Origin of the sequence: Methylobacterium sp. Leaf466 (assembly GCF_001425565.1) — a bacterium.
Classification (GTDB): Bacteria; Pseudomonadota; Alphaproteobacteria; order Rhizobiales; family Beijerinckiaceae; genus Methylobacterium.
The window spans coordinates 1-15,240 of sequence record NZ_LMRC01000006.1 but is presented as its reverse complement, the minus strand read 5'-3'; the positions used below and the strand labels follow the sequence as shown (position 1 = coordinate 15,240).

Annotated in this window: 15 protein-coding genes; 8 read left to right on the top strand and 7 right to left on the bottom strand. The window is 70.8% G+C overall.

The features are described 5' to 3' along the window. Positions 1-57 precede the first annotated feature (57 nt). The 3 genes from ASG59_RS04485 to ASG59_RS04475 all read right to left on the bottom strand — a co-directional run bounded on the left by ASG59_RS04485 (position 58) and on the right by ASG59_RS04475 (position 2,761). A complete protein-coding gene (locus ASG59_RS04485) occupies positions 58-1,512 on the bottom strand; it encodes an ATP-binding protein (RefSeq protein ID WP_082528615.1) in 1,455 nt (484 codons plus the stop codon). A gap of 160 nt (positions 1,513-1,672) precedes the next feature. Beyond that, entirely contained in the window at positions 1,673-2,437 is a 765-nt protein-coding gene (locus ASG59_RS04480) for a ComF family protein (protein ID WP_056407207.1), read from the bottom strand. A gap of 102 nt (positions 2,438-2,539) precedes the next feature. Further along, complete coding sequence (locus ASG59_RS04475; RefSeq protein ID WP_056407204.1) at positions 2,540-2,761, bottom strand: hypothetical protein; 222 nt, start codon at positions 2,759-2,761, stop codon at positions 2,540-2,542. Positions 2,762-2,885: 124 nt separating this feature from the next. On the opposite strand from ASG59_RS04475, the gene ASG59_RS04470 reads away from it, so the two are divergent. Beyond that, positions 2,886-3,785: a methyltransferase domain-containing protein gene (locus ASG59_RS04470; RefSeq protein ID WP_055886949.1), complete on the top strand. Its 900-nt coding sequence runs from the start codon at positions 2,886-2,888 to the stop codon at positions 3,783-3,785. Then, positions 3,782-4,132, top strand: coding sequence for a DUF427 domain-containing protein (locus ASG59_RS04465; protein ID WP_056407202.1), 351 nt, complete (start codon positions 3,782-3,784; stop codon positions 4,130-4,132). The genes ASG59_RS04470 and ASG59_RS04465 overlap by 4 nt, the downstream gene beginning before the upstream one ends. A gap of 167 nt (positions 4,133-4,299) precedes the next feature. Here the strand turns inward: ASG59_RS04465 and ASG59_RS19725 are convergent, their stop codons facing one another. From ASG59_RS19725 to argJ, 3 genes are all read right to left on the bottom strand, one after another. Beyond that, a complete protein-coding gene (locus ASG59_RS19725) occupies positions 4,300-4,470 on the bottom strand; it encodes a DUF2283 domain-containing protein (RefSeq protein ID WP_082528614.1) in 171 nt (56 codons plus the stop codon). 114 nt (positions 4,471-4,584) lie between these two features. Continuing rightward, complete coding sequence (locus ASG59_RS04460; RefSeq protein WP_055886943.1) at positions 4,585-4,989, bottom strand: (deoxy)nucleoside triphosphate pyrophosphohydrolase; 405 nt, start codon at positions 4,987-4,989, stop codon at positions 4,585-4,587. Positions 4,990-5,011: 22 nt separating this feature from the next. Then, entirely contained in the window at positions 5,012-6,262 is a 1,251-nt protein-coding gene (gene argJ / locus ASG59_RS04455; protein ID WP_056407200.1) for a bifunctional glutamate N-acetyltransferase/amino-acid acetyltransferase ArgJ, read from the bottom strand. Between the two features lie 249 nt (positions 6,263-6,511). Here argJ and ASG59_RS04450 point away from each other — a divergent pair, with 249 nt between their 5' ends. Continuing rightward, positions 6,512-6,949, top strand: a complete 438-nt coding sequence (locus ASG59_RS04450) for a hypothetical protein (RefSeq protein WP_056407264.1) — start codon at positions 6,512-6,514, stop codon at positions 6,947-6,949. Positions 6,950-7,069: 120 nt separating this feature from the next. Here ASG59_RS04450 and ASG59_RS04445 read toward each other — a convergent pair whose 3' ends face one another. Beyond that, positions 7,070-7,624 carry a PRC-barrel domain-containing protein gene (locus ASG59_RS04445; protein WP_056407198.1) on the bottom strand — a complete coding sequence of 185 codons (555 nt, stop codon included), beginning with the start codon at positions 7,622-7,624 and terminating at the stop codon, positions 7,070-7,072. A 168-nt stretch (positions 7,625-7,792) separates the two neighbouring features. Here ASG59_RS04445 and ASG59_RS04440 point away from each other — a divergent pair, with 168 nt between their 5' ends. The 5 genes from ASG59_RS04440 to ASG59_RS04420 all read left to right on the top strand — a co-directional run bounded on the left by ASG59_RS04440 (position 7,793) and on the right by ASG59_RS04420 (position 15,017). After that, positions 7,793-8,368 carry a glutathione peroxidase gene (locus ASG59_RS04440; protein WP_056407262.1) on the top strand — a complete coding sequence of 192 codons (576 nt, stop codon included), beginning with the start codon at positions 7,793-7,795 and terminating at the stop codon, positions 8,366-8,368. Between the two features lie 313 nt (positions 8,369-8,681). Continuing rightward, positions 8,682-9,722 (top strand): PAS domain S-box protein, encoded by a 1,041-nt coding sequence (locus tag ASG59_RS04435; RefSeq protein ID WP_056407196.1) that lies wholly within the window; start codon positions 8,682-8,684, stop codon positions 9,720-9,722. A 167-nt stretch (positions 9,723-9,889) separates the two neighbouring features. Continuing rightward, positions 9,890-10,324: a SufE family protein gene (locus ASG59_RS04430; protein WP_056283336.1), complete on the top strand. Its 435-nt coding sequence runs from the start codon at positions 9,890-9,892 to the stop codon at positions 10,322-10,324. Positions 10,325-10,745: 421 nt separating this feature from the next. Continuing rightward, positions 10,746-13,115: an EAL domain-containing protein gene (locus ASG59_RS04425; protein ID WP_056407194.1), complete on the top strand. Its 2,370-nt coding sequence runs from the start codon at positions 10,746-10,748 to the stop codon at positions 13,113-13,115. An 840-nt stretch (positions 13,116-13,955) separates the two neighbouring features. Then, positions 13,956-15,017, top strand: a complete 1,062-nt coding sequence (locus ASG59_RS04420) for a substrate-binding domain-containing protein (protein WP_156399105.1) — start codon at positions 13,956-13,958, stop codon at positions 15,015-15,017. Positions 15,018-15,240 lie beyond the last annotated feature (223 nt).

The following is a 15,240-nucleotide window of genomic DNA, read 5'->3' as shown; positions in this document are numbered from 1 at the left end:
TCGCAGCCGGGATAGGGCGAGACGCTTGTGCGGGGCTGGACCGTGCCCGGGCCCGGTTCACGCCCCGGCCGCCGCCGCCTCGCCGACCCGGGGGGAGGGCGCTTCGGCCACCCGCGCCATCCCGCCGGCCCGCGGCAGGTGGAGGGTGGCCACGAGGCCGTGCGGCGCGCGGGCGGACAGGTCGAGGCTGCCACCGTGCGCCTCCGCGATCGCGACCGCGATCGACAGGCCGAGCCCGAAGCCGGGCGTGCCGTCGAGGTTGCGCGCCCGGTCGCCGCGCACGAAGGGACGCAGCATCGCCGCATGCTCCTCGGGCGGGATGCCCGGCCCCTCGTCGGCGATCGATACGCTCGCCCCCGTCGCCGTCGCCGACATCCCCACCCGCACCCGCCCGCCGTACTTGACGGCGTTGTCGACGAGGTTGGTGAGCGCCCGGCAGAGGTCGTCCGAGCGGCCGTTGACGAGGACGTGGCGCAGGGTCTCGGCCTCGACGTCGGCGCCCACGTCCGCGAAACCGTCGCAGACGGTCTGGACCAGGGCGGCGAGGTCGAGGGTGCCCATGCGCTCGTCGGTGCGGCCGTCGCGCACGTAGGAGAGGGCGGCCTCCACCAGCGCGTTCATCTGGTCGAGGTCGCGCAGGGTCATGGCGCGGGCGTGGTCGTCCTCGATGAACTCCGCGCGCAGGCGCATCCGGGTGATCGGGGTCCGCAGGTCGTGGCTGATGGCGGCGAGCATCCGGGTGCGGTCGTCGATGAGCCGCTTGACGCGGTCGCGCATCCGCCCGAGCGCCCGCGAGACGGTGAGCACCTCCGCCGGCCCGCGCTCGGGCAGGGGGGTGGAATCGTCGACGTTGCCGAAGGCCTCGGCGGCCTCCGCCAGCCGCCTGAGGGGAGCCGCCAGGGCGCGGGCCGCCCAGAGCGACAGCACCACCAGCATGATCGCGAGGAAGATGGTCGTGCCCAGTACCGGCCCCCATCGCGTCGGCAGCGGCCCCAGGCGGAAGGGCAGGGTGGCCGAGATGTGCAGGCCGGCGGGGGTGACGACCGCCACGCGCCCGGCCTCGGTGCCGTCGCCGGCGCGCCACGGCATCGGCACGAGGCGATAGCCCGGTCCCAGGATCTGCAGCAGCCGCGGCCCCTGCGGATGGTTCGTCGAGGCCGGCGACGCTTGCGCCGCCGGATCGTCCTCCCCCGTCCTCTCTTCCCAGGTCAGGGCGAGGGCCGGCTCGACCTCTTTGGCGAGGGTGAAGATCGCCCGCCGCCTGTCCTCGGGCGTCGCCTCGATCATGCGCAGGATGACGGCGAACCGGTTGGTGTTGCCGCCCGGGGTGTCGCCCCCGGCAAAGCTCGCCGGCCCCATCAGGAAGAAGGCCGCCGCGATGAGCACATGCGTGACGACCACCGTCAGCACCACGAGCAGGGCGAGCTGGGCGCCGACGCTGCGGGGCCGCGAGCCGATCGCTCGCGTTCCCTCGGCACCCGCCCCGAGGATGCGGCTCACGAGACGGGCCATGGCGTCCTCCGTTCCATCGCGGTGCGGTCCCCGGCGGTTCCGGCCCTGCCGGTGGCCGGACGGGTGTTCCACGTGGAACGCGCGAGCCCGGTCGTCCGCTGGCACCCCCCATCGACCACGCCGATGTTTCTCGGGTGTCTCTGCGAGCTTGCGACGATCTCTAGTCGGCCCCGCCCGGAACCAGGGCGAAGGTGAGGAGGTCGACCGCCTCCGCCCCGCCGCGGATCAGGGCGCGGGCGGCGGCATTGGCGGTGGCGCCGGTGGTGCTGACGTCGTCGATCAGGAGGATTCTCCGGCCCTGGAGCCGGGCCCTGGCGTCCTTGGGGACCGCGAAGGCCCCCTGGAGGTTGGCCGCCCGCGCCGTGCGGCTCAGGCCGACCTGCGAGCGGGTCGCACGGACGCGGGCGAGGCAGGCGGGATCGTAGGCGAGCCCGTGCCGACGCGCCAACGGACGCGCGAGGAGGGCGGCCTGGTTGAAGCGCCGCCGCCACAGGCGCAGGCGATGGAGCGGCACCGGCACGACCGCGTCGGCCTCCGCCAGCAGCTGCGCGCCCGCCCGCGCCATCATGCCGGCCATGGCGGCGGCGAGGTCGAGGCGGTCCTCGTACTTCAGGCGGTGGACGAGCCGGCGGGCGACGTCGTCGTGGATCGCCACCGCCCGCGCCCGGTCGAACACCGGCGGGTCGGCGATGGCCCGCGGCGACAGGAGAGGGCCGACGCCGAGATCCACGGGGAAGGGCGTGCCCAGGCGCGGGCAGACCGGCTCCTCGATCAGCCGCAGCCGAGACCAGCACGACGGGCACAGGGCGTGGGGATCGGCGGTGGCGCCGCCGCAACCGACGCAGGTCGGCGGATAGACGATGCCGAGGGTCGCGGTCCAGGCGGTCGCGAGGCCCGAACGCAGATGACGGAGGGCGGTGGGCATCGAGGCTCGTCCGCGGCACGACCGCGATCCTACCCGGCACGCATGCATTGGCAAGCCGGCGCCCCGGCGGGAGCGAGTTCCGCCGGGGCGGGTCGCGCTCGGTCAGCGCGTGGTGGTCTGCTTGTCCTGCTTGTTGGCCTGGTGGCGGCCGACGGCGCAGCCGGCGACGGCACCCATCACGCCGTGGCCAGCCATGTGGCCGGCGACGCCACCGACGATGGCGCCCTTGATGCAGCCCTTGGCCTGTGCCTCCGGCGCGGCGCCGAGGACGGCGAGGACCATGGCAAACCCCAGGACCGTGTGTCTGATGATCGTGGATGTCATGTGACGATGTCCCACTTCTGGATCGACGGATGAAAGAACGCCGTCGTTCGTATGAACGTTCCTGGTGGTATCGCCACCGCGGCGAGGCTGGCCGCCCGCCGCCGCCGCTCCATGTGAGGGGATCATGTCCGTTCCGCCGCCCCTGTTCGACACCGCGTTGATCCGCGCTCGCCTGATCCGCGCGCACCGCGGGGGCTATGCCGGCTTCCTCGTGGACCGCGCGGCGGAGGATCTCGACGACCGGCTCGGCGCGGTGCTGCGCCGCTTCGACCTCGCGGTGGACCTCGCCACGCCGACCCCCGCCGCCGCGGTGCGGCTGCGTGCCTCCGGCCGGGCCGGGACGGTGGTGCGGATCGCCCCGGTCGCGGACGGTTCGGGCGACCTCGCGGCGGTGGGCGACCCCGAGGCGCTGCCGCTGGCGCCCGGCCGCTTCGACCTCGCGGTGTCGCTTCTGGCCCTGCATCAGGTCAACGACCTGCCCGGCGCGCTGGTGCAGCTGCGCCGGGCCCTGAAGCCGGACGGGCTCTTCGTCGGCTGCCTCCTGGGCGGGCGCAGCCTCACCGAGCTGCGCCAGGTCTTCGGCGAGGCCGAGGCCGAGCTCGAAGGCGGGGTCAGCCCGCGGGTGGCGCCCTTCGCCGACGTGCGCGCAATCGGCGGGTTGCTGCAGCGGGCGGGCTTTGCCCTTCCCGTCACCGATGCCGACCTCGTCACCGTTCGCTACGCCGATCCCTTCGCCCTGATGCGCGACCTGAGGGCGATGGGGATGACCAACGCCCTCACCGAGCGCCGCCGCACGCCGCTGCGCCGCGCCACCCTCCTGCGCGCAGCCGCCCTCTACGCCGAGCGGTTCGCGGATGCGGACGGGCGGCTGCGGGCGAGCTTCGAGATCGTCTGGGTCTCGGGATGGGCCCCGCACGACAGCCAGCAGAAGCCGCTCAGGCCCGGCAGCGCCCGCACCCGCCTCGCCGACGCGCTCGGCACCACCGAACACATCCCCGTCACCGACCCGTCGAGAGAGCCATGAGCGCCATCAGCATCGCCCCGAACCCGAGCCGCGTCCGCGTCACCCTCGGCGGTATCGTCCTGGCGGAATCGGACGCCGCCCTGCGGCTGGCGGAGGGCCGGTCGAGCCCGGTGCTCTACATCCCGCGGGCCGACGTGCGCTGGGAGCTGTTCACCAGGACCGCCACCCGCACCCACTGCCCCCACAAGGGCGACGCCAGCTACTACGCGGTGACCGTCGACGGCACGCTCCGGTCCGACGTGGTCTGGAGCTACGAGGACCCCAAGGCGGAGGTCGCCGCGATCAAGGACCACCTCGCCTTCTATCCCAGCCGGGTCGACGCCATCGAGGAGGTCGCGAGGGGGTGAGGCGGTTCCCGCTTGAATCGAGCGGGAACCGCCTCACCAAGCCCGGGCGGCGCCTGAGCGAAGCCGAAATCCGCATTGCGAAGCAGTCAATCGGATGTCGATGAGGCGATGCTCTACGTCTTTCCCTGAGACCGGATCGATTGCCTCATCGCAGAGCGGAACGGCCTTCAAGCTGCCGTGAAATGCTCCGACGCGTCGAGGATCTCGACGGCCACGATCCGCCCGGTGGCGTCGAAATCCAGCACGAGGCCTGGCCGCACTTCCTCGCTCTCCACGACGGGAGCGTCGGCGAAGCGCACGGACAGCGCGTCCGTCTCCGCATCGTACCGCGACTTCACGGGAGGCGTCTCCGACGACGGTCGAGGAAGGCGGTCACGATGGGGGCGCCACCGTTCGTCGGCACCTGTTTGATGCGCGGCACCCTGCCGTGGCACTCGGCGGTCGTCCTCACCTTACGGTCCCAGCAGATCCACCAAGAACGGGATCAGCGGCGCGTCGGCCGGGGGCATCGGCTTGTCCCGGAGGTCGCGCGGGCGCACCCAGGCCAGGGCCTGGCCTTCGAGGGGGGCGGGCGTACCCTCCCAGCGCCGGCAGACGTAGAGCGGCATCAGCAGGTGGAAATCGGGATAGGCGTGGCTCGCGAAGGTCAGCGGCGCCAGGCACGGCTCGGCGACCGTGATCCCGAGCTCTTCGGACAGTTCGCGGATCAGCGTGTCCTCCGGCCGCTCGTTGGCCTCGACCTTGCCGCCGGGGAACTCCCAGAGCCCGGCGAGCTGCTTGCCCGGCGGGCGCTGCGCCAGCAGCACCCGGCCGTCCGTGTCGACGAGGGCCACCGCGACGACGAGGAGGAGCCTCATGCCACGACGCTCACGAAGACGCTCACGACCGGTAGTCCCCGTTGATGGCGATGTAGCCGGAGGTGAGGTCGCAGGTCCACACGCGGGCCGTGCCGTCGCCCAGGCCGATGTCGACCCGCACGGTCACGTCGGGCTCCTGCATCACCGCGCTGGCGGCCTCCTCGCTGTAGGCCGGATCGCGCGCGCCCTGGTGGGCGACGCGGATGTCGCCGAACCAGATCGAGAGCCGGTCGCGGTCGGCCGGCTCGCCGGCCTTGCCCACCGCCATGACGACCCGGCCCCAGTTGGCGTCCTCGCCGGCGATGGCGGTCTTGACCAGGGGCGAGTTGGCGATCGACATCGCGATCCGGTGGGCGGAGGCGTCGTCCGCGGCACCGCCGACCTCGACGGTGACGAACTTGCGCGCGCCCTCGCCGTCCTTGGCCACGAGCTGGGCGAGCTCGATGAGGAGGTCGTCGAGGGCCGCCTTGAAGCCGGACAGGCGCGGGTCGGCGGCATCAGCGACCGCCGGGTTGCCGGCTTTGGCGGTGGCGAACAGCATCAGCGTGTCGGAGGTGGAGGTGTCGCCGTCCACCGTGACGCAATTGAAGCTCCTGGCGGTACCGGCCGAGAGCAGCGCCTGCAGCACCGCCTGCGGCAGCGCCGCGTCGGTGAAGGCGAAGGCGAGCATCGTCGCCATGTCGGGGGCGATCATGCCCGCCCCCTTGGCGATGCCGTTGATGGTAACGCTGACCCCGTCGATCTCGGCGCGGCGGGTGGCGAGCTTGGGGAAGGTGTCGGTGGTCATGATCGCCTGCGCCGCCGCCGCCCAGGCGGCAGAGCCGGCCTCGGTGCGGCCGGCGCAATCGGCCAGCACGCCCTCGAACTTGGTGGCGTCCAACGGCTCTCCGATGACGCCGGTGGAGGCGATGAACACGTCCTCGGGCCGGCAGCCGGCGGCGCGCGCGGCGATGGCGGCGGTGAGCACCACCGCATCGCGGCCGAGGGCGCCGGTGAAGGCGTTGGCGTTGCCCGAGTTGACCACCAGGGCGCGGGCGCCGGGGCTCTCGAGGGCGGCGCGGCACCAGTCCACCGGTGCCGAGGGGCATTTCGAGCGGGTGAAGACGCCCGCCGCCTGCGTGCCCTCGGCCAGCGAGAGGTAGAGCACGTCGGTGCGCCCGGCATAACGGATGCCGGCCTGCGCCGTGGCGATCCCGACGCCGTCGAGGGCCGGCAGGTCGGGGATCGTCTCGGGGGCCAGGGGCGAGACGGGAACGGCTTTGCCTGACGACATCGTGGAGCGACTCCGGCTGTTCGCCACGCGGCGATTCTGGCGGTGGCTGGCGCGGCCGGAGTTGCCCCGCCTCGGGTTCGCGCGTCAACCGGTGGAACGCGGGAGGCTGCTCAAGAATTCACCATGCGGGTTCCGTTTCGCGGCGCCTCGCAGGCTTGTCTCATGAATGCATCGTGACGTAGCATGCTGCAACGCAACGCGAACGAGGTGACGAGCACGCGGATGTCGCAGAACGCCCGGGACGTTTCCATGCCGAGATCCGTTTCGCCGCGAACCATTTCCCGGCCGGCCTCTGGCAACCAGGGCGGCGCCTACGGGGTCCAGGTCCTGATCGCGGGACGGCAGAAGCACTGGCGCGACGAGGTCGCCTGCCAGATCAGGCGGGCGGGCTACACCGCGACCACGGTCGACTGCGGCGTCGACGCGATGACCGTCCTGGCGCTTGGCCTTCCCGTCGACGTCCTCGTCACCGACGTGACGCTTCAGGGCGAGCTCTGCTCGGCCAAGCTCGCCGTCGAGGCACGCGCCCTGCGGCCGGACCTGCGCATCGTCTTCGCCAGCGACCTCACCGACACGGTGTGGTGCGAAGCCGCGGGAATCGCCCCGCGCGCGATGTTCGTGGCCCCCGATCCGCGGGCGGACGCTGTGGCGTCCACCGTGCGCGAAGCCTTGGCCAGTCGGGACTGAACCTTACTGACGGTGTCGGGCCGATTCGGGCCGCCCGAGGGACGGTCGGCAGACACATGCGGACTCGCGGGGCGGTGCGGGTCACCCCGATTCGCCCCGCATCCCATGTCGATCGGCTTGTCAGTTGGGCTTGGTCTCGGTGGTGGCGGGCATGTCGGCGGCGGCCGGCTTGGCGTCGGTCGTCACGGGCTTGCCGTCGCCGGCCGTGGGCTTGACGTCGCTAGCCGCGGGCTTGGCCTCGTTCGGTTTGGCGGCGCCGAGATAGATGTATTCCGGTGCCGCGCGGATCTGGTCCTTCGTCGTCTCGATGGACGCCTTCATCGTCTTGTCGTCGACGCGCGTGAGCTTGAGGGCGCTCGGGTCGATGGCGACGTACTTCGTGCCGATGCCGAGGAAGCCGCCGACGCCCACGATCCAGGCCTTGATCGTGCTCGACTCGTCGAGGACGATGTCGGCGATCTCTCCGATGGTCTCGTTGGCGCCGTTCTGGATCGTCAGGCCGATCAGCTTCGAGGTCACCCTGTCCGTCGCGGCCTGGGCGACGAAGGTGGGACGCAGGTCGTTGGCGAGCGTCGCGGGGGCGGCCGGCGCCGGGGCCTGCGCAGTGGGCGCCTGGCCGAGGGCCAGCGTCGTGCTCGCGACGAGGAGGGTCGTTCCCAGCAGCAGGTTGCGCATGGCGTGTGTCTGATCCCGTTGTTCGTGAATGGCTCACGCACAAGCCGACCCCGTCGGAAAGGTTCCCCCTGCGGCGACGCTACGATGGCGGCTCCGCCCCGATGGCCTATCTTGCTGGTCGATGCCGTGGCGGCAACGGCCGCCGGCTTTGCCAGCTATGGAGCGTCCATGTCGTCCTCAGCGTCGTTCTCCTCGCCGTCGATTCCCCGCCGCCAGGCGCTCCTCCTCCTCGGCTTTTGCCTCGCCGCCGGCCCCGTCCGCGCGGCCGGGGAGACCGCCGCCAGCTTCGGCTTCGACAGGCCGGAGGGCGGCACGCTCCCCCTGTCGGCTCACGCCGGCAAGCCGATCCTGATCGTCAACACCGCCACCTCCTGCGGCTATGCCGGGCAGTTCTCGGGTCTCCAGACCCTGTGGACCCGGTTCGGCGACAGGGGGCTCACCGTCATCGCGGTGCCCTCGCCCGATTTCGGCAACCAGGAGCCCCTGGACGGGATGGCCATCGCGGAGGCCGCCCGCGCCAACCACGGCGTCACCTTCCCCGTCGTGTCGAAGACCCATGTGCGGGGACCCAAGGCGCATCCGTTCTATCGCTGGGCGGCGGCCGAGAAGCCGGGCACGGTCCCCAACTGGAACTTCCACAAATATCTGATCGGCCGCGACGGCGACATCCTCGGCGCCTATCCCTCCTTCGTCGAGCCCAACGATCCGCGCATCGTCACCGCCATCGCCGGCGCCCTCGGATAGGCGTCGCCCACGACCCCGGGGTTGCGCACGGCGGGCACCTGGGCGAGGTAGGCGCCCGAAACGGGGTCGGCGACGCCTTCGATCGGCGCCCGGCGACCCGGAGTCGGAACCACTGGCGCTCGCCCATGACCCTCCCCGCGAACCAGCCCCGTCCCGGTGGGGACATCCCACCGCGACGGACCGCCCGCCGCCCTGGAACCTGTGCCGTGTCCGTCACCGGCGCGGGCCTGGAACGGCGCCATCCGGGACACGTTGAACCGCCGTCGGGAGTCTCTGAACACGGGCGGCATGCGACGGGCGGATCGGATTGAGAATGAGTGCGGACACATCGGCGACCGGCATGGCCTCGGAGAGCCTTGTGGGTGACGCCTTCCGGCAATTCGCGAACGACGTGCCGTTGATGATGTGGCGCTCGGACACGGAGGGCCGTGCCGTCCATCACAACGAAAGCTGGCTACGGTTCACCGGGCGCTCCGCCGAGGACGAGGCCGGGCACGGCTGGCGGCGCAATATCCACCCCGACGACGCGCCGGCCTTCCTCGCCCTCGTGGCAGAGGCCTTCACCCTGCGGGAATCGTTCACCGCCGAGTTCCGCCTGCGCCGCCACGACGGCGCCTATCGCTGGCTCCTCGACACCGCCCGGCCGATCGAGCACGACGGACATTTCGCCGGCTACCTCGGGACCTGCTTCGACATCACCGACCGCAAGAACGCCGAGGCGCATGCGGAAGCGGCCCTGGTCGAGAAGGAGACGCTCCTGGCGGAGGTCTACCACCGGGTGCGCAACAACCTGCAGGTGATGGTGAGCCTGATCGGCCTCTACGGCCGCGCCGCCCCGCCCGCCTGCCGCGGCAGCTTCGAGGCCCTCGGGCAGCGGGTGAGGGCGATCGCCCTGGTGCAGCAGCACCTGCACGAGGCCCCCCACATCGCCTCCATCGACCTGCGCGACTATCTCCACCGCCTCGCCTCCGGGCTCGGGCAGTTGCGGCGGGCCGGGCGCATCGGCGTCACCATCGACGGGACGGGCACCACGTTGGTGGAGCCGCGCACCGCCAACGCCCTGGGCATGATCGTGGCCGAAGTCGTGGCCGAATGCCTCGACACCACCGCCGATTCGGTGGCCTGCGCCATCACGATCCGCATCGATGCGGCGGCCGGCGCGCCGGTGCGCCTCTCCATCGCCTCGCGCAACGGCGCGGGCGGGAGTGCGGCCGGAGCCGTGCCGAACCTGGGGCCACGGCTGATCGCCGCCTATGCCGCCCAGGCCGAGATCGCGGTGCGCGGCCCGGTCGGCCCGGACGAGCCGCTGGAGCTGCAATTGCCGGAGGTGCTTACCCGGATCGTGCCGGACTAGGCAGCTTTCGCAAAAGCGGCCATCGTGAACCTGCCGAGACGCTTCGGAAGGGCCTGAGGCGCCGGGCCTCATCGCAACGGGGTTCGCCTCGCCGACGATGCCGCCTATATGCGCCGGGACGCCGGCGCGACCGGCCCCGTTCCCGTCGACAATCGGTGTCGCCCGTCATGCTTCCCCCCATCGCGACCATCGTCGAGAATTTTGCCTTCATCGAGGATTGGGAAGAACGCTATCGCTACGTGATCGAGCTCGGCCGGGCGCTGCCGCCGGGCGGCGAGGATCTGCAGACCGAAGGCAACAAGGTCCACGGTTGCGCCAGCCAGGTCTGGCTCGACCTCGGGGTCGATCGTTCGGCCTCGCCACCCCGCCTGTCGGTGAGGGGCGACAGCGACGCCCACATCGTGCGTGGGCTCGTAGCGCTGATGGTGGCGCTGTTCGACGGCAAGACCCCGTCGGAGGCCGCCGCCACCGACGCCTTCGCGCTCTACACGGAACTGGGACTGGCCGAGCACCTGACGCCGCAGCGCTCCAACGGCGTGCGCGCCATGGCCGACCGCATCCACCGCGACGCGGTCCGCCTCGCCGCCGCCGATGCCCGATGACGGCCCGCGCCGCGAAAATCGCCTGCCCGCCCTTGAAATGAACCGCGAGAGGCTTGCCGCCCTCGAGGAGGGCGTGCAGGTATTTGGCCCACGAGGTCTCGTCGGGCCGGATCGCGTTGCCTCGTCCCGCGCGGCGAGCGCGTCGCCGGCCCGATCACGGCCGGCCTCGCCCGGCCATGGCCATCGGCCGTGGCCTCCGCTCTTTGAAGTTGTATTGCAACCTTAGGGGTACGATACGGGTTTCGCGTGCGCGCCGGCCGGATCCGCGATCGGCTTCCTTGGCGAACTGAGGGTCGGTGGGTGGACCTGTGCGTCCGCGGACGCGAACCGACGGTGGGCACGATGAGGCCTGGCGTCGCGAGTGGACGGTGCGTCAGAGCGCGGAACGGATGGAGTCGAGAGTGTGACGACAGCGTGGATCATGTCGATCCGGACAAAGATCTTTTTCGGCTGCATCAGCCTCACCCTGGTGACGATCTTCGTCGGGTTCCTCGCCCAGAACTCCCAGTCCAAGCTGAACGCCGCCGCACTCGGCATCTATGACAACGCCTTCCAGTCGATGAGCTACCTGCGCTCTGCGCAGGCGATCATCCTCGGCATCTCGCGCGAGATCGCGGTGGGCGGGACCAACACGGCGGTGTTCGTCGACCAACTGCAATCGACCCTCGACGCGCTGGACGTCGCCCGCGAACGGGCGATGTCCGAACGCGGGGCGGCCCTCGCCCGGCAACTCCAGGCCGCGGTGTCCGAGCTTCAGGCGACCTTGCGGGACTCCGGGGCATCGCCCGGGCGCCGCGACTTCGAGGCCATCGAGCGGACCTTCGACAGCGCGGTCGGGGTCTACGCCAGCGACGGCTTCCGGCTCCGGCAATCCGCCGAGGCCCTGGTGGCGGAGACCCGCCTGAAGACCTTCGTCGCCATGGCCGGGTCGATCGTGGCGGCCTTCCTCATCACCCTGCTGCTGAGCCGGGCGATCGTTCCCTCGATCCGCCAGGCGGTGGGGATCGCCACCGCCATCGCCGGGGGCAAGCTCGACAACCGCATCGACGGCGCCAGATCGGACGAAACCGGGCTGCTGCTCACCGCGCTCGCCACCATGCAGCGCAGCATCGCCGAGAAGATCGGCTTCATCGAAATGCTGATGGCCCAGCAGGCCTCGAGCCACGACGTCGAGATCGCCTCGCAGAACGCCCGGTTCGAGACCGCCCTCGACCACATGACCCTTGGCCTGCGCATGTACGACGGCGACGACCGGCTCCTAGTCCAGAACCGCCGCTTCTCGGAGATGTTCGATGGCGAGGACGTGCTGGCGAGCCTCGCGGCGGCGTTGCCCGAGCGCCGGGCCACCTCGCACCGGCCCGAGGCGGGATCGGGCACGTATCATTGCCGGCTCGCGGACGGACGCACCATCGAGGTCTCGCAGGAGGCGATGGCCGGCGGCGGCCGCGTCGTCACCTACGACGACATCACCGAGCGCCAGCGCACCGAAGCCCGCCTGCACCGGATGGTCCGCCACGATGCCCTGACCGGGCTGCCCAACCGCATCCTGTTTCGCGAGCACCTCCAATCTGAGGTCGCCGCCGTCCGGCATTCCGCCCGGGTCTCGGTCCTGTGCCTCGACCTCGACCGCTTCAAGTCGGTGAACGACACCCTCGGCCATCCCGTCGGGGACGCGCTCCTGCGCGAGACCGCGACACGGCTCGTCGGGACCACCGGCGACGCCGGCATGGTGATCCGGCTCGGCGGCGACGAGTTCGCCGTGGTCCTGGGGGGCGATGCGCCGGGGGCGGACGCCGGCGCGCTGGCCGAACGGATCATCGCGACCCTGAGCCAGCCCGTCCATATCGAGGGCCACCACATCGCCATCGGCGTCAGCATCGGCATCGCCCAGACCGTGGACGGGAGCGAGACCCCCGACGAACTCCTCAAGAACGCCGACCTCGCCCTTTATGCCGCCAAGGGCGAGGGCCGCGGCACCTACCGGTTCTTCGCACCCGAGATGGAAGCCCGCGTGCAGGGCCGGCGCACGATGGAACTCGACCTGCGCGTCGCCATCGCGGACGGTCAGTTCCTGCTGCACTACCAGCCGCTGGTGAACGCGCGATCCGGCGCCGTGGTCGCCTTCGAGGCGCTGCTGCGCTGGCACCATCCCGAGCGGGGCGTGGTGCCGCCCGGCGACTTCATCCCCCTGGCGGAGGAGGCCGGACTGATCCCGGACATCGGCCGCTGGGTCCTCGAACAGGCCTGCCGCGACGCCGTCGCCTGGCCGGTAGGCGTCAAGGTCGCCGTCAACCTCTCGCCCCTGCAGTTCCAGTACCGCGATCTCGTCGCCGACGTCGAAGGCGCCCTGCGCCGGTCGGGACTGCCGCCGACGCGGCTCGATCTCGAGATCACCGAATCGTTGATGATGCAGGATTCCGACGCCACCCTGGCGACCCTCCACGCCCTGCGTGCCCTCGGGGTACGCATCGCCATGGACGATTTCGGAACCGGATTCTCGTCGCTGAGCTACCTGCGCCGGTTTCCCTTCGACAAGATCAAAATCGACCGCAGCTTCATCCGCGACGTGGTCGAGAGCGAGGACGGCCTCGCCATCGTCAAGGCTGTCATCCGTCTGGGCCAGTCCCTGCGGATGGACGTGGTGGCCGAGGGCGTCGAGACGGTGGAGCAGAAGACCCTCCTCTGCCAGGCCGGATGCCAGGAGCTGCAAGGCTACCTCTTCAGCCGGCCGCAGCCGGTGAGCGAGGTCGCGGAGATCATTCGGACGATGTCGATGGTGGCGGCGGCCTGAGGCTGCCGGCCCCGCCCGCCTGTCCGCAGGACGTCCGGAGCGTCGGACCGGCTCGATCCGACCGGCGCGAGCCAAGCGACACGTCGGGAGAATCGTCGCCGAGACCTGATCCGGTTTCCGCCCGATGCCAGCGGCAGCCGTATCACGGCGCCCGCGCCGCGCCTGAGGATGACCGCCATCCGCATGGCGAAGCCATCAAATGGCCTCCGTACGAGACGTCGCCCGCTCGATGGGGCCGGTGAAACGCGTCCCGTCGCCCTTGCGGGGAGGGGGAGGGGTCGGCGTGGTTCCGCCGGCCTCGGCAGCCGGGTCGACCAGGCATCCCCACCTCCCTGCCTCCTTCCCGCACCCAAGTCGGGCCCGACCGCCTCGGGCACTCGAGGGTGCAGCTCTCGGGCAAGCTCGAGAGCCGTGGAGGGGGGGACCCGTGGCAGCCGAAGTGAACAAGTGGAAAATACGATGGGTTGTTTTCCTGTTTCTGTTCGCTCTTGAATAGAAATCCGCTAATGGGTGTTAAATATTTTGTATAAAGCGGTGATAAAAGGAGAATATCGACGGAAATAGGCCGACATCGATCCATGAGATACTGGCGATGATCTGTCGGCCCGAATTTAAAGGCAGGCGCGTGGTCGCCCCCGCCTCGTCGATTAACCTTCCACCACGAAGCGCAATCACGCTAGGCTATCGCCACAGGGCGGTTCGGTGCAGCCTGTCGCGGTTTTGGCACCGCCGATCGTCGCGACTCGGCCCCGTCGGTCGCGTGGCGGACGGCGTCAAGACCGGAGGGTCGGTGGATCCACCGGGCCGCTGCGACTGCGACGTCGCCCTCGGGGAAGGACGATGATGGCACGGCTCGGACTGGCGGCTGTTCTGTTCTGGCTTCATCTGGCCGGCGCCTTCGCCCAGCAGCCTCGCTTCAATCCGGACACCGATCCGAGCCGGATCCGGTGGAGCCGTATCGTCGACGAACTCGGGCCCGCGCCCGACGTGCGCGGCGAGCGGTTCGGCGTCATCCTGAAGACGCCCGCCAACGAGTACTGGCGCCTGATGGCCGCCGGCTATCGCCAGCGTGCCCTGGTCGACGGGGTGAAGCTCGATATCCAGGCCGCCCGCGACGAGACCGACCAGACGCGCCAGCTCGCGCTGATGCAGTCGATGATCGGCAACCGCTACAGGGCGCTGATGATCTCGCCGATCTCGACCTTCAACCTGCAGCCGGCCATCGACGAGGCGATCGCGGCCGGGGTGCCGGTGGTCGACGTGGACGGAGCGGTGGTCGACAGCGTCCGGCACTTCGTGGGGCCGATCAACCGCGACCTCGGCGTCGCGGTGGCCCGGTGGTTCATCGCGCACTATCCCAGGGGGGGCAAGGTCGCGGTCATCGAGGGCCAGCCCGGAGTCTTCTCCACCATCCATCGCTCGGCCGGGTTCCGCGATACCCTGGGGCAGGTGAAGACCTTCTCGGTGGTGGCGAGCGTCTCCGGGCAGTGGGACCGGCGCCTGGCGCTGGATGCGGCCGGCGCGATCATCGCGGGGACGCCCGACCTGATCGGGATCTATTGCAACAACGACACCATGGCGCTGGGCGTCGTGGAGGCCGTGAAGGCCGCGGGCGCGCTCGAGCGCATCCGCGTCTTCGGCACGGACGGTACCGCCATGGCCTATGCCTCCATCGCGGCCGGCGAGCTGACCGGGACGGTCGACATCTTCCCCACGATGATCGGCGAGATCGGCCTCGACGTCGCCAAGCGCCTCTCGGTCGGGGGCACCGTCCCGCGCGTCGTGGAAACGCCCCACATCCTCGTCACCCGCGAGAACATCGCCCGCTACGCCGGGCAGGAAGCGGAGCGCCGCAGGTTTCTCATGGAGGACGAGGATCGCCTGCTCCGATCGAAGCCGTGAATCCGGACAGGGGCCGACGCACCGCGACGCCCTACGACAAAGTCGCTCGCAACCGTGCCTCATCCCATTTCCGGTCGATCACTCCGTGATGCGGACATGGGCTTCGCTCAGGCGCCGCGCGGGTTCGGTGATACGGTTCCCTGTACCTGAGGGCTGGCCGTGGTTTGATGCGGCTTGGGCGTCCGGCGATCTGACGGTTTCCAGGTCTGTCGGGATGAGACGT

Coding starts and splice junctions, on each gene's coding strand:
- ASG59_RS04460 (WP_055886943.1), bottom strand. CDS start 4,989: ATGAGGCTCCTCCTCGTCGTCGCGGTGGCCCTCGTCGACACGGACGGC.
- ASG59_RS04450 (WP_056407264.1), top strand. CDS start 6,512: ATGCCGAGATCCGTTTCGCCGCGAACCATTTCCCGGCCGGCCTCTGGC.
- ASG59_RS04475 (WP_056407204.1), bottom strand. CDS start 2,761: ATGACATCCACGATCATCAGACACACGGTCCTGGGGTTTGCCATGGTC.
- ASG59_RS04420 (WP_156399105.1), top strand. CDS start 13,956: ATGATGGCACGGCTCGGACTGGCGGCTGTTCTGTTCTGGCTTCATCTG.
- ASG59_RS04445 (WP_056407198.1), bottom strand. CDS start 7,624: ATGCGCAACCTGCTGCTGGGAACGACCCTCCTCGTCGCGAGCACGACG.
- ASG59_RS04440 (WP_056407262.1), top strand. CDS start 7,793: ATGTCGTCCTCAGCGTCGTTCTCCTCGCCGTCGATTCCCCGCCGCCAG.
- ASG59_RS04480 (WP_056407207.1), bottom strand. CDS start 2,437: ATGCCCACCGCCCTCCGTCATCTGCGTTCGGGCCTCGCGACCGCCTGG.
- ASG59_RS04470 (WP_055886949.1), top strand. CDS start 2,886: ATGTCCGTTCCGCCGCCCCTGTTCGACACCGCGTTGATCCGCGCTCGC.
- ASG59_RS04425 (WP_056407194.1), top strand. CDS start 10,746: ATGTCGATCCGGACAAAGATCTTTTTCGGCTGCATCAGCCTCACCCTG.
- ASG59_RS04430 (WP_056283336.1), top strand. CDS start 9,890: ATGCTTCCCCCCATCGCGACCATCGTCGAGAATTTTGCCTTCATCGAG.
- argJ (WP_056407200.1), bottom strand. CDS start 6,262: ATGTCGTCAGGCAAAGCCGTTCCCGTCTCGCCCCTGGCCCCCGAGACG.
- ASG59_RS04435 (WP_056407196.1), top strand. CDS start 8,682: ATGAGTGCGGACACATCGGCGACCGGCATGGCCTCGGAGAGCCTTGTG.
- ASG59_RS04465 (WP_056407202.1), top strand. CDS start 3,782: ATGAGCGCCATCAGCATCGCCCCGAACCCGAGCCGCGTCCGCGTCACC.
- ASG59_RS04485 (WP_082528615.1), bottom strand. CDS start 1,512: ATGGCCCGTCTCGTGAGCCGCATCCTCGGGGCGGGTGCCGAGGGAACG.